The organism is Nocardioides sp. WG-D5, assembly GCF_054031175.1.
On record NZ_CM132928.1, the window covers coordinates 1,461,930 to 1,474,554 of the forward strand.

The 12,625-nt window shown below is 68.7% G+C and carries 14 protein-coding genes and 1 tRNA gene; 2 read left to right on the forward strand and 13 right to left on the reverse strand.

Annotated features, from left to right (window positions below):
• Positions 1-4: 4 nt before the first annotated feature.
• Complete coding sequence (locus tag ACWZJV_RS07085; RefSeq protein WP_457180740.1) at positions 5-1,552, reverse strand: AbgT family transporter; 1,548 nt, start codon at positions 1,550-1,552, stop codon at positions 5-7.
• Between the two features lie 189 nt (positions 1,553-1,741).
• On the opposite strand from ACWZJV_RS07085, the gene ACWZJV_RS07090 reads away from it, so the two are divergent.
• On the forward strand, positions 1,742-3,184 hold the full coding sequence (locus ACWZJV_RS07090) for an amidase (RefSeq protein ID WP_457180742.1): 1,443 nt from the start codon (positions 1,742-1,744) through the stop codon (positions 3,182-3,184).
• Between the two features lie 128 nt (positions 3,185-3,312).
• Here ACWZJV_RS07090 and ACWZJV_RS07095 read toward each other — a convergent pair.
• From ACWZJV_RS07095 to ACWZJV_RS07120, 6 genes are all read right to left on the reverse strand, one after another.
• A tRNA-Ala gene (locus tag ACWZJV_RS07095) sits at positions 3,313-3,385 on the reverse strand.
• Positions 3,386-3,448: 63 nt separating this feature from the next.
• Positions 3,449-4,087 carry a histidine phosphatase family protein gene (locus ACWZJV_RS07100; RefSeq protein ID WP_457180744.1) on the reverse strand — a complete coding sequence of 213 codons (639 nt, stop codon included), beginning with the start codon at positions 4,085-4,087 and terminating at the stop codon, positions 3,449-3,451.
• A gap of 7 nt (positions 4,088-4,094) precedes the next feature.
• Positions 4,095-4,469 carry a ribosome silencing factor gene (rsfS, locus tag ACWZJV_RS07105; protein ID WP_008362220.1) on the reverse strand — a complete coding sequence of 125 codons (375 nt, stop codon included), beginning with the start codon at positions 4,467-4,469 and terminating at the stop codon, positions 4,095-4,097.
• Positions 4,466-5,146, reverse strand: a complete 681-nt coding sequence (gene nadD / locus ACWZJV_RS07110) for a nicotinate-nucleotide adenylyltransferase (protein ID WP_457180746.1) — start codon at positions 5,144-5,146, stop codon at positions 4,466-4,468. Before nadD ends, rsfS begins: the two co-directional genes overlap by 4 nt.
• Before the next feature lie 11 nt (positions 5,147-5,157).
• Positions 5,158-5,319, reverse strand: coding sequence for a hypothetical protein (locus ACWZJV_RS07115; protein ID WP_196873210.1), 162 nt, complete (start codon positions 5,317-5,319; stop codon positions 5,158-5,160).
• Positions 5,320-5,349: 30 nt separating this feature from the next.
• Entirely contained in the window at positions 5,350-6,600 is a 1,251-nt protein-coding gene (locus ACWZJV_RS07120; protein ID WP_008362217.1) for a glutamate-5-semialdehyde dehydrogenase, read from the reverse strand.
• A gap of 48 nt (positions 6,601-6,648) precedes the next feature.
• On the opposite strand from ACWZJV_RS07120, the gene ACWZJV_RS07125 reads away from it, so the two are divergent.
• Entirely contained in the window at positions 6,649-7,074 is a 426-nt protein-coding gene (locus tag ACWZJV_RS07125; RefSeq protein WP_457180749.1) for an endo-1,4-beta-xylanase, read from the forward strand.
• A gap of 201 nt (positions 7,075-7,275) precedes the next feature.
• Here the strand turns inward: ACWZJV_RS07125 and ACWZJV_RS07130 are convergent, their stop codons facing one another.
• From ACWZJV_RS07130 to ACWZJV_RS07155, 6 genes are all read right to left on the reverse strand, one after another.
• Entirely contained in the window at positions 7,276-8,181 is a 906-nt protein-coding gene (locus ACWZJV_RS07130; RefSeq protein ID WP_457180751.1) for a phosphotransferase family protein, read from the reverse strand.
• Positions 8,182-8,204: 23 nt separating this feature from the next.
• Complete coding sequence (locus ACWZJV_RS07135) at positions 8,205-9,407, reverse strand: phospholipase D-like domain-containing protein (protein ID WP_457180753.1); 1,203 nt, start codon at positions 9,405-9,407, stop codon at positions 8,205-8,207.
• Between the two features lie 213 nt (positions 9,408-9,620).
• On the reverse strand, positions 9,621-10,574 hold the full coding sequence (locus ACWZJV_RS07140) for an electron transfer flavoprotein subunit alpha/FixB family protein (RefSeq protein WP_008362213.1): 954 nt from the start codon (positions 10,572-10,574) through the stop codon (positions 9,621-9,623).
• Between the two features lie 23 nt (positions 10,575-10,597).
• Positions 10,598-11,389: an electron transfer flavoprotein subunit beta/FixA family protein gene (locus ACWZJV_RS07145; RefSeq protein ID WP_196873205.1), complete on the reverse strand. Its 792-nt coding sequence runs from the start codon at positions 11,387-11,389 to the stop codon at positions 10,598-10,600.
• 111 nt (positions 11,390-11,500) lie between these two features.
• Positions 11,501-11,836: a hypothetical protein gene (locus ACWZJV_RS07150; protein ID WP_457180755.1), complete on the reverse strand. Its 336-nt coding sequence runs from the start codon at positions 11,834-11,836 to the stop codon at positions 11,501-11,503.
• 5 nt (positions 11,837-11,841) lie between these two features.
• Positions 11,842-12,621, reverse strand: coding sequence for an enoyl-CoA hydratase/isomerase family protein (locus ACWZJV_RS07155; protein ID WP_457180757.1), 780 nt, complete (start codon positions 12,619-12,621; stop codon positions 11,842-11,844).
• Positions 12,622-12,625: the final 4 nt, after the last annotated feature.

Here is a 12,625-nt window from a genome sequence, read left to right on the forward strand (position 1 = left end):
CGGGTCATCGAACCGGGACTCCGGGTCCCAGCGGGATACCAGCTGCGTACCAGAGCGCGAAGAAGAGCGTCCAGACCACCAGCAGCACCAGCGCGATCGGCAACGTGTACGAAGCCAGGGTGCCGATGCCCGCGCTGCGCCGGTACTGCTGCATGTATCCCAGCGCGAGGATGAAGTACGCACTCATCGGGGTGACAGCGTTCGTGCACGAGTCCCCGATGCGGTAGACCGTCTGAGCCACCTCTGGCGAGATGTCGACGTACATCAGCATCGGGACCACGACCGGGGCGATCAGCGACCACATCGCCGATCCACTCGTGACCATCAGGTTCACGGCACTGACCACGACCACCAGGATCGCGAGGATCACCAGCGTCGGCGCATCCAGCCGTTCGAGCAGCGCCGCGCCGTCGACCGCGACCACCGAGCCGATACCGGTCCAGGAGAAGTAGGCGAGGAACTGGGAGATGGAGAAGAACAGGACGACGATCGGCGCGATCAGGCGTACGCCTTCGGCCATCAGCCCCGGCAGGTCACCCAGCGACGCGATCGAGCCGGTCTTCCGCCCGTAGACGAACCCCATGGTGGCGAAGAGCAGGGAGACGACGACCGCCATGTTGAGCAGGATGATCGACTCCGAGAGGGTGCCGGACTCCCCCCGCAGCGGCGAGCCGGGCGGCAACGTGAGGGCGAAGGCGACCGCCAGCATGGCCGCACCGATGGCGAGCGCCTGCCACATCGCGCGCCGGTCGCGGGGTGACAGCGTGAGATCCATCGGCTCGCCATCGGCCAGGTCGTCCGACTCCGCCTCCGGGCGCCGGTTGAGGACGAACTCGATCATCACGGTGACCACCACCGCGACCAGGACGGAGGAAGCGGCGTTCCAGAAGTAGCTCGCGGTCGGGGTGACCACGTAGCTCGGGTCGACGATCTGGGCGGCGCTGGTGGTCAGGGATCCGATGATCGCATCCGAGGGGGTGACCAGCGGGCTGGCGTTGTACCCGGCGGAGATCGATACGTAGGCCGTGACCACCCCGATGACCGGGTTCCGTCCCGCCGCCTTGAATGCCAGCGCCGCCATGGGGATCAAGATGACGAACGCGGCGTCGAACGTCACGTGAGCCACGGTCCCGGCGAACGCGACGGCGAATGTCACCCATCGAGCCGGCAGCCTCACGATGGTTGCCCGCAACACCGCTTCGGTCAGACCGCTTCGTTCGGCGACCGCCACACCCATGAGCACGGTGACCACGACGGGCAGCGGGGGAAATCCGGCGAAGTTCTCCAGCGCGGAGTCGAGAGCGTAGGTGAGACCGTCCAGCGACAGCAGGTTCTGCACTCGCTGGGTCTCGTCGGTGCCGGGAAGGGTCACAGACACGTTCGCGGCCGCCATGACGGCGCTGGCCACCGCGAGGACTCCGCTGAGGATCCAGAACAGCCAGAATGGGTGCGGCAGCTTGTTGCCGATTCGTTCGACTGCTGCGAGGACAGAGAAGATCCGTCGCATCGCAGGAGACATGGCGTTGATGTCATCGGGGCTGGTCGTGCTCATGATGGACTCCCTCAGCCGGGTCAGGTAGTGGCCGGGACGCTAGCAACGTCGGATGTCAGTCACATCACCTCAGACCGCCTTCCCGCCGTTTGGCGGAATCGGCCACAACCGTGGCGAATCTGCATCACATGAGCAGTAGACGACCGGCTCTGCTGACGGAGATAGCAAACGTCGCCGACGATGTGGCCCATGGAAAGCACCGAACTCTGCGACCTCGGCCTCCTCGAGATGACCCGCCTCCTTCGCGAACGCCGGTTGTCCGCACGGGAGGCGGTGACCGCCCATCTCGAACGCATCGACCAGGTCAACGGAGTCATCAACGCGGTGTGCACGCTCGATGCCGACCGCGCGCTCGAGGCGGCCGCCGAGGCCGACCGCAGGGCCGCGGCCGGCCAACCGCTTCCGGTGCTGCACGGTGTCCCGATGACGCACAAAGACACCCACGACACCGCGGGGATGCGTACCACTCTCGGGTCTGCGCTCTTCGCCGACAGAGTCCCGTCCACCGACGCACCGATCGTCGCGATGCTCCGGGGCGCCGGGGTGATCACGACAGGCAAGACGAATGTTCCCGAGCTCGCCGCGGGTTCCCACACCTTCAACCCGATCTTCGGGACGACGACCAACCCGTACGATCCCACCCGCAGCTCGGGAGGGTCGAGCGGTGGCGTCGCCGCCGCGGTGGCCGCGGGCATCCAGCCGGCCGGCGATGCCAGTGACATGGGTGGCTCCATCCGTACGCCGGCTTCGTTCTGCAACCTGGTCGGTCTCCGTCCGTCGGCCGGGCTTGTTCCGCTCGGCAACGCGAACGACCCATGGGCCTGGATATCCCGCAAGGGCGCACTGGCGCGCACCGTCGCCGACCTGCGGTTGATGATGTCGGTCATCGGGCGCTCGCACCCGTCCTCCGCGATCCATCCGCCGGGCCAGAACCCGGTGAGCGACCGAGTGCGGGCCGGCGACCTCTCGGGCCTACGCGTGGCGTGGACCCCCGACCTCGGCCTCGGTATCCCGGTCGCGGGACCGGTCCTGACCGTGCTCACCGAGCAGCTACGCCACTTCGAGACGCTGGGCGCCCATGTCGAGGTCGCCGCTCCGGATCTCCGGGACGCGGACGAGGTCTTCTCCACCACCCGTGCCCTCGACTTCTCCACCACCTACGAACAGATCTACCTCGAGCATCGCGACGAGCTGAAACCTGCCTTGCAGTGGAACATCGAGTGTGGCTTGGCGCTGACCTCCGACGATCTCCGCTCCGCGACCCGTGCCCGTTCCCGCCTGCATCGGTCCACGACGGCGTTCTTCGACCGGTATGACGTGCTGCTTGCACCGACGACGCAGGTACAGCCCTTCGATGCCTCGCTGGAGTACCCGACCGAGATCGATGGTGTCCGGATGGAGACCTACCTGGACTGGATGCGGGCGGCGACACTCATCTCGGCGACGGGCCTGCCCGCCATGTCGGTGCCGGCCGGCTTCGACATCGACGGTTTGCCCGTAGGTCTTCAGATGGTGGGCGCGGACGGGTCCGACGATCTCCTGATGGCGGTGGCCGAAGCTTTCGAGCGCGTCAACCCGCAGCACCACATCCGTCCCGACCGAAGAACTACGCGGCCAGCGAGCGCCCGTTAGACAACTGCCCATCGACGCCGGGGAACGGCTCGACTTCTCTGAACAAGAGAGGCTGCACCAATAAGATCAGGGCGGTGTTTCAGACCCTCGGCGAAGGCCTGAAACACCGCCCTGATCTGGTGTTTCGGTGGAGGTGAGGGGACTCGAACCCCTGACCCTCTGCATGCCATGCAGATGCGCTACCAGCTGCGCCACACCCCCGTGGCGTTGTCCCGGTTGATCACCCCGGGCAACGAGAAGAACAGTAGCGGAACCCGCTCGCGATCACGAAATCGGGGCCCCCATTCCGTACGTCGCGAGTCGCCAGGGCGCCGAGGGGATGAGTCCGGGCGCGGACTCCCGGGCCACGAGCTCGATCCAGGAGCAGTTCGTCAGCGGGGCGAGAGTGGTGACCACGGCCGGGTCCCAGCCGAGGAAGGCGGCCAGGCCCTGGCGGATGGCGCCGCCGTGAGCGACGACCACGACGGTCTCGCCGGGCGCGACGGTCTCCGCGACGTCGTGGAGCGCAGCACTGAAGCGCGCCGCCACGGTGGGCCAGGACTCCCCGCCGTAGGGCTCCCAGCTGGCCGGCATCTCACCGAAGCGCTCGAAGATCTGAGCGCGGTCCATCCCCTCGGCCTCGCCCGCGCAGACCTCCCGCAGGCGAGGGTCGTACGCAGCCTGCAATCCGGTCTCCTCTGCGACGTACGCAGCGGTCTGCCGCGCCCGCATCAGGTCCGAGGAGACGAGGCGGGTGATGGAGAACGTCGTCCCGAGCGCACGAGCGGCGGCCTTGGCCTGCTGGTGGCCGGTCTCGGCCAGCTCGATGTCGGTCTGGCCCTGGTAGCGGCCCTCGGCGTTCCAGGGAGTCACGCCGTGACGGAGCAGGACGATGCGACGAGTGGTCTCGACAGGCTCGACCACCGAAACCTCAGCTCTCGGAGACGACGTCGGCGGGCAGCGAGATCGAGGGGCAGTCGCGCCAGAGCCGCTCGAGGGCGTAGAACTGGCGCTCCTCCTCGTGCTGGACGTGCACGACGATCTCGCCGTAGTCCAGCAGCACCCAGCGGCCCTCCTTGTGGCCCTCGCGGCGCAGCGGCTTGGAGCCGAGGTCACGCAGCTTCAGCTCGACCTCGTCGACGATCGACTGCACCTGGCGCTCGTTGGGCGCGGAGGCCAGCACGAAGGCGTCGGTGATGGCCAGCTGGTCGCTGACGTCGAAGGCCATGATGTGCGCGGCCTTCTTCTCCGAGGCCGCGCGGGCGGCGGTGATGGTGAGCTCGATGGCGTGCTCGGTGGCGGTCATAGGCCTTCTTCGTTCTGGGGAGTCTTGTCGTGCGGAGTCTTGGATCGGTAGAGGTCGTGCTTGCCGATGTACTGCACCACGCCGTCGGGGACGAGATACCAGACCGGCTCACCCCGGTGGCGCCGCTCGCGGCAGTCGGAGGAGGAGATCGCCAGGGCCGGGATCTCGAGCATGGTGATGCGGTCGGAGGGGATCTTCGCGATGACCTCGGGATCCATGGCGTATCCCGGACGCGTGCAGCCCACGAACTGAGCGAGCTCGAAGAGCTCGTCGGTGTCGCGCCAGGTGAAGATCTCGGCGAGCGCGTCGGCCCCGGTGATGAAGTAGAGCTCGGCGTCGGGCAGGGCCTTGGCGAGGTCGCGCAGCGTGTCGCGGGTGTAGGTGCGGCCGGCCCGGTCGATGTCGACCCTGCTCACGGTGAAGCGCGGGTTGGCGGCGGTCGCGATGACCGTCATCAGGTAGCGGTGCTCGGCCGGCGAGACGTCTCGGTCGGCCTTCTGCCACGGGTCGCCGGTGGGCACGAAGACGACCTCGTCGAGGTCGAAGAAGGACTGCACCTCGGAGGCCGCCACCAGGTGGCCGTGGTGGATGGGATCGAAGGTGCCACCCATCACCCCGACGCGGCGCTTGCCGGTCAGGCCCTCCAGGCCTGGCTCGGGCGCTCCCCGGCTGCCCATCTGATCAGCGCTCAGGAGTGCTCACGGCCGCCGGCGAACCAGACCAGGACCAGCAGAGCGAAGACGAGGATCGCCAGGGCGCCACCACCGATGACCCACTCGACGCCGGAGGTGCCGTGCTCGGCCCCGTGCTCAGCGGAGGTGATGATGCTCGACACAACAGAGTTCGACATGGGCGACAGATTACCTTGCCGGTTGCCGGGTCAGCGCACGTGCCCGTCCCCGGTGACGACATACTTCGTCGAGGTCATCTCGGGCAGACCCATCGGGCCCCGGGCGTGCAGCTTCTGCGTCGAGATGCCGATCTCCGCGCCGAAGCCGAACTCACCGCCGTCGGTGAACCGCGTCGAGGCGTTGACCATGACCGCCGCGGAATCGACGGCGGCCGTGAACCGCCGCGCCGCGCGCAGGTCCTCGGTCACGATCGCCTCGGTGTGACCGCTCGACCAGCGCCGGATGTGGGCGACGGCGGCGTCGAGGTCGGGCACGACGGCGGCGCTGATCTTCAGCGCCAGGAACTCGGCCGCGTAGTCCTCGTCGGTGACCGGCTCGACCAGGTCGTAGCCCTGGAAGGCCTCGTCGCCGTGGATCTGCACACCGCGCTCCTGCAGCGCCGGGACCACCTTGGGCAGGAACTCCTTGGCGATGTCGGCGTGCACGAGCAGCGACTCGGCGGAGTTGCAGACGCTGGTGCGCTGCGTCTTGGAGTTGATGACGATCGAGAGCGCCTTGTCGAGGTCGGCGGCCTTGTCCACATAGACGTGTACGTTGCCCACCCCCGTCTCGATGACCGGCACCGTCGACTCCTCGACGACCGTGCGGATCAGGCCGGCGCCACCGCGCGGGATGAGCACGTCGACCAGGCCGCGGGCGCGCATGAGCGCCTTGACCGGGTCGTGGCCCTCCCCCGGCACCACCTGGATCACGTCGGCCGGGAGGCCGACGGAGGCGACGGCGTCGCGGAGCACAGCGACGATCGCGTCGTTGCTGGCCGCGATGTTGGAGGAGCCGCGCAGGAGCGCCGCGTTGCCGGACTTCAGGCAGATCCCGGCGGCGTCCACGGTCACGTTGGGACGCGCCTCGTAGATCATCCCGACGACGCCGAAGGGCACCCGCACCTGGCGCAGCTCGAGGCCGTTGGCCAGGGTGCTGCCGCGTACGACGTCTCCGACGGGGTCGGGGAGAGCGGCCAGCTCGCGGAGCGCGCCGGCGATGCCGTCGAGCCGCTCCGGGGTCAGGGTGAGGCGGTCGATGATGTTGGCGGGGCTGCCCGAGGCCTCGGCGCGGGCGACGTCGGTCGCGTTGGCCTCCAGCACCTCCTCGGCACGGGCGAGGAGCGCGTCGGCCATCGCGTGCAGCGCCGCGTCCTTCACGCTGCGCGGCGCGACCGCGAGCTCGTAGCTCGCCTCTCGTGCCTTCGCCGCCACCTCACGGATCACTGCCTCAGCGCTCATGGCGAGAAGCCTATGCCGTCAGGCGTACGCAGCCACCACCCTTTCGCCGTGCGGACCGCTCGGCGAGGGTCAGTCGTCGCCACCCAGACCGAGCAGCTCACCCAGGGCCACTACCGGGGCAAGATCTACGCCTGGGACGTCGTGAACGAGGCCTTCGAGGACGGCTCCTCGGGGGCTCGCCGCCACTCCAACCTGCAGCGCACCGGCAACGACTGGATCGAGGCCGCCTTCCGTGCCGCCCGACCGGCGAACGGGCCGGCCGGGCTCGCGGACGGCTCCTCCGACGCCATCGGCTCGGTGCTCGCCGAGCTCGAGGCCGACGGCCTGACCTTCCGGGGCACGTTCGCCGGTGTCGGCTCCCCCGTCGGCCGCGTCGACGGCGACGACTCGAGCCGCTCCTTCTTGCGCGTCGGCTCCACGGGAGTGGAGCGCACGGCGCTCTCCGCCAGCTCCGACTCGTTCATCGCCGGATAGTCCACCGGAGGCTCGTAGGACCTCCTCACGTACGTGATCCCGGAGGTCGCACCGGCGAACAGCGCCGACAGCACCAGTGCCGAGATCCACGGCGTCCAGCCACGCCACCAAGCTCCGGCAGGGTCCCGAGCCCCGTCGAGATCGCTCACTCCCACAACCATCCCCCATGTTGCGCGGCGCCGCCCCGGCGCGCTCCGAATCCTAGCGGCGAACGGAGCCCTCCGGGGCGGAGTGCACATCCCCGGATCGGGCGATCTCGAGCAGGAGGTCGTGCGCCCGGGCGGCCACCGGATTGTCCGTACGCCGCGCCCCCAGCTCGACCAGGGCGACCAGGTCCGCGGAGCGGGCCAGATCGAGGGCGTCCGTGGTGCTGCCGCCGCGCATCGCGACGTAGCCCGCCAGCACCCCCGAGACGTACGCCGCGTCCCGCTCGAACCGCAGCAGGTTGCCGAGGTCGGCGAACGGTGAGCCGGCGTGGGCGAACTCCCAGTCGAGCACCGCTCGCACCTGCAGCGTCTCCGGGTCGACGATGAGGTTCTTGGGGTTGAGATCGCTGTGCACCAGGCTCACCCTGCCGACCGTGTCGAGCAGGTCCTGGGCGTCGGCGGCCACGTCGCGCAGACCCTCCAGGTCGGCCGGTGACCAGGCGAGACGCTCGGCGAGCGACTCGACCCACTCGGGCAGGTCCAGGGCGAACGGCTCGATCCGCAGCTCCTTGTCGGCGAAGGTCCCCGCGGTGAGGAACGGCATCCCCGCCAGGGTGGCCGCGATCTCCCCGAGGGCACGCCCGAGCCTGCCCCGGTCCGCCTCGTCCAGGTCCGGGAGCAGCAGGTCGCCGCGTACGCCCTCGACGAACTCGGTCACCAGGAGCGCCGGCGTGCCCATCGCCGGGTCGGCGTGGCGTACCTCCAGGACACCGGGGACCGGGACGAGGCCCCTCACCAGTCGGTGCAGGGCCTCGTGGATCTCGGCGGCCTGCGGGTGGTGGCGGGGGTCGGCGAAGACCCGCACGACCGACCTCTCCCCACCGGCCTCCGCCAGGAACGTCTCCCCGGACCAGCCGCCGTCGAGCGGCCGGAGGTCCCCACCGAGTTCACCAAAACTCATCCGGCGAGACTAGCGCCCCGCGGTCAGGCGCAGGGACGGGTCGTCGGCTGCAGGTAGATCCGGTGGGTCGCCCGCGGGCTGTCCCACATCTTGTTGAACCGGGCGGTGTAGGCGTCGTAGTAGCTCTTCGAGGTGAACCGGAAGGTGACCTCGTCGTTGCTGAACGACGGCGGCGACCAGTTCTCCGAGCCGGTCCAGACGCTGTGGGTGCCACGGTCCGCGTAGCGGCCGTTGACGCTCATCCACTTGTAGTGGGAGTAGCAGCGCGAGCCGTAGACGATCTCGTCGCCGCTGGTCGACTTCTTCTGGCCCCAGTCCCAGGCGGCGTCGCGCGCCGGGATGCCGACCGCCCTCAGCTTGCGGTAGACCGCGTTGTTGGTGACCGAGCCGATCACCCGGACCACGCAGCCGCGCTTCTTCAGCCGGACGACCTCGTCGGCGATGCGCTCGCCACGGCGGCCGTACCACGCGTACATGTGGATCCGCAGGATCGTCTTGCCCTTGGTGCCGTATCCCCTCGGCGCGCTGCAGCCGATCAGCCGCAACCGGTCGATCACCCGGTCACCGGTGCCGCGGGCGTAGACCTCGTCGCTGGTCGTGCCCGTGTGCTGGCGCTGGAAGCCGACGGAGGTGCCACCACCGGACCACGACACGTAGCGCGGGGTGGCCTTCCTGTCGGCCTTGAGCTCGTTGAACATCCGCAGCCAGGTCTTCCAGAGGCCGTCGTTGGCGTAGATCGTCTGGGCGTCGTTCCACTGCGAGCCGGCCGCTCCGCCACCGAGGTTGCCGGAGCTGTTGATGATGATGTTGCGCTTGTCGCCGACCTGGGTGAAGGAGTGGATCTTGATGTGCAGGTTGCCGGTGTCGTAGCCACGGCAGGCGCCGGCGCAGCCGTAGATGAAGCTCGGCCGGGAGCGCCTGGTGCCGAGGCGGTCGGCCAGCTTCCGCTCCCCACTGCTCCACATCTTGCGGTTGACCAGGATCTGCACGTGCACACCACGCTTGTGGGCGGCGATGAGCTGGTCCACGCTGTCGGCGCGGTCCAGGTTGTAGGTGACGAACCGAATGTAGGAGCCCGCGCGCGCGTAGCGGATGCTGTTGTTGATCCGGCTCACGACGGCGTTGCGCTGGGCGAAGTCACCGGTCGGGTTGTTGAAGAACGGCCCCGCCGGCGGCGCCCAGGTCGCCGCAGTCGCCGATGTCGAGACCACGGACATCGTCGCCATCACCAGAGCCGCCACACAGCCGGCCACAGCCGAAGCGATCGAGATCTTCCGGGTCGTTCTCGACCTGAGCACATTCCCCCACATGCGGCCGGACTATACCCAGCGACGTATGCGCCGCAACGACAATTCCGAGAACAAGATGCCGAACAGAAACAAACCCGCCTCCGAGCCGTGCTCGGAGGCGGGTTCTGTGACGTACATCCCAGGCCAGGCTCAGCCCTTCGCAGCCTTGACGGCCTCGGTGACGGCCGGGAGGACGGTGTGCAGGTCGCCCACCACACCGAAGTCGACGAGCTCGAAGATCGGTGCCTCCTCGTCCTTGTTGACCGCGACGATGGTCTTCGAGGTCTGCATACCGGCACGGTGCTGGATCGCACCGGAGATCCCGTTGGCCACGTAGAGCTGCGGGGAGACGGTCTTACCGGTCTGGCCGACCTGGAAGGTGTGCGGCATCCAGCCGGAGTCGACCGCGGCACGCGAGGCACCGACAGCGGCACCCAGAGCGTCGGCGAGACCCTCGACGGCAGAGAAGTCGCCGCCGGTGCCACGACCACCGGAGACCACGATCGCGGCCTCGGTGAGCTCGGGACGACCGGAGGCCTTACGCGGCTGGGAGGCCACGATCTGCGCGGTCTTGGCGGCGTCGGAGATGGTCACCTCGAACGGGGTGACCGCGGCGGCGCCGGCCTTCTCGACGGGAGCGGCCGAGTTGGGCTTGACCGTGATGATCGGGGTGCCCTTGGTGACCTTGCCCTTGACCGTGAAGTTGCCGGCGAACACGGACTGGGTCGCCACACCGGACTCGTCGAGGTCGACGGCGTCGGTGATCAGACCGGAGTCGAGCTTGATCGCCAGACGGGCGGCGACCTCCTTGTTCTCCGCGGAGGACGGCAGCAGGATCGCCGCCGGGGAGGCCGAGCCGGCCAGCTGCGCGAGCGCCTCGGCCTTCGGCGCCACCAGGTAGCCCTTGATCTGGGCGTCGTCGATGACGTAGACCTTCTCGGCGCCGTAGCCCTTCACGGCCTCCGCGGCACCAGCGGCACCGTCGGCGCCACCGATGTAGACCGCGGACGGCTCGCCGAGCTTGGCGGCCAGGGTGAGCAGCTCGTAGGTCGGCTTCTTGACCTGACCAGCCACGTGGTCGATGAGAACGAGAACTTCAGCCATGATTCAGATATCCCTTCTCGGCCTCAGATGAACTTCTTGGACGCGAGGAACTCGGCCAGCGCCTTGGCGCCCGAGCCGTCCTCGTCGGTGACGATCTCACCGGCGGTGCGCGGCGGGCGGGCCGCCGTCTCCTCGACCGCGGTGTACGCAGCGGCCAGACCCACCTGGGAGGCGTCGACGCCGAGGTCGGCCAGCGACCACGTCTCCAGCGGCTTCTTCTTGGCCGCCATGATGCCCTTGAAGGACGGGTAGCGAGCCTCGCCGGACTGGTCGGTGACCGAGAGGACCAGCGGCAGCGTGCCGCCGATGACCTCGGTGGCCACGTCGCCGTCACGCTTGATGCGGACCTGGTCGCCCTGGGTCTCCACGACCGAGGCCAGGGTGACCTGCGGCAGGCCGAGACGCTCGGCCAGCATCGCCGGGACGACGCTCATGCCGGCGTCGGTCGAGGCCAGACCGCCGACGACGAGGTCGACCGGGCCGAGCTTCTCGATCGCCTTGGCGAGCACCAGCGAGGTGGCGATGGAGTCGGAGCCGGCGATGGCGTCGTCGACGACGTGGACGCCCTTGTCGGCACCCATCTGCAGCGCCTTGCGCACAGCCGCCTCGGCCGCCTCGGGACCAACGGTCAGCGCGGTGACGGTGATCTCCTCGCCGTCACGCTTCTCCTTGATCTGCAACGACTGCTCAACCGCGTACTCATCGAGCTCGGAGAGCAGACCGTCGACGTTCACGCGGTCGACGGTGAAGTCGTCCTCGAACTGCCGGTCCGCGGTCGCGTCCGGCACGTACTTCACAAGCACAACAATGTTCATGATGGTGCGGCCTTGCCGGCCCCTCCTGGAATGGTCGTAGTTCGCCAGCGATGTTACCCGTCAGTCACATAGGGATGACAGGTGCCTACGCGTTGAGAATGTCACATGGCCTCAGGGCCTGATGAAACCAGCCACGATCCGACCGACGATCAGCCAGGCCAGCGCGCCGATGCCCCAGTTGAAGAGGGCGTTCTTGATCTCCGCGTCCTCTCCGCCGAACTGCTTGATGCCGTTCTCCCGCGAGAAGAGGCCGAGATCGGCGGTGTCGGCGGCGTTGAGCACGAAGTCGACCAGAGAGTTGTCCTGGTTGGCCTTGAGCGCGATCAGCAGAGCTCCGATGGCGAGCGCCAGCGCAGCGATCAGCGCGATCACCCAGACCACCCTGGAGGCGTAGGACCGGACGGTGTGGACCACGCCGGGGCCGTTGGACGTCTTGGTGTCGGACACGGGGTTCACTTCCCTTCGAAGTTGGCTTTGCCGGGGCCGTTCTCCAGGAACGATGTCATCCCGGTCTGGGAGTCCTGGGTCGCGAACACGCCGGCGAACTGCTGCTGCTCGATGGCTAGCCCGGTGGCGAGGTCCACCCCGAGCCCCTTGTCGATCGCCGTCTTCGCCGCCGCCAGGGCGTACGGGGCCGCCTTCGTGAACTGGCTCGCCCACGCGAGCGCCTCCTCATAGACCGAGGCCGCCGGCACGAGCCGGTCGGCCAAGCCGATTGCAAGCGCCTCGTCTGCCTTGACGAAGCGGCCCGAGAAGATCAGGTCCTTGGCCTTGGACGGCCCGACCAGTCGTGCCAGCCGCTGGGTGCCGCCGGCGCCGGGGATGATGCCGAGCAGCACCTCCGGCTGACCGAAGGTGGCGTCGTCGGCGGCGATCCGGAAGTCGGCGGCGAGCGCCAGCTCGCAACCACCACCCAGCGCGTAGCCGGTCACCGCGGCGACCACCGGCTTGGGGATCTCCGCGACCGCGGTCACCGCGGCCTGCACGCCGGCGACCCGCTTGGCCATCTCGGAGTAGGAGAGGCCGGCCATCTCCTTGACGTCGTTGCCGGCGGCGAAGAGCTTCTCGCCTCCGTAGACGACCACCGCGCGTACGTCGTCGTCGGCTGCCGCCTCGGTCGCGACCGCGAGCAGCTCCCCCTGCACCTGGAAGCTGATCGCGTTCATCTTCGGCCGGTCGAGCCGGATCGTGCCGATGCCGTCCTCGACGGTGAGGTTGACGAAGTCACCCATCGTG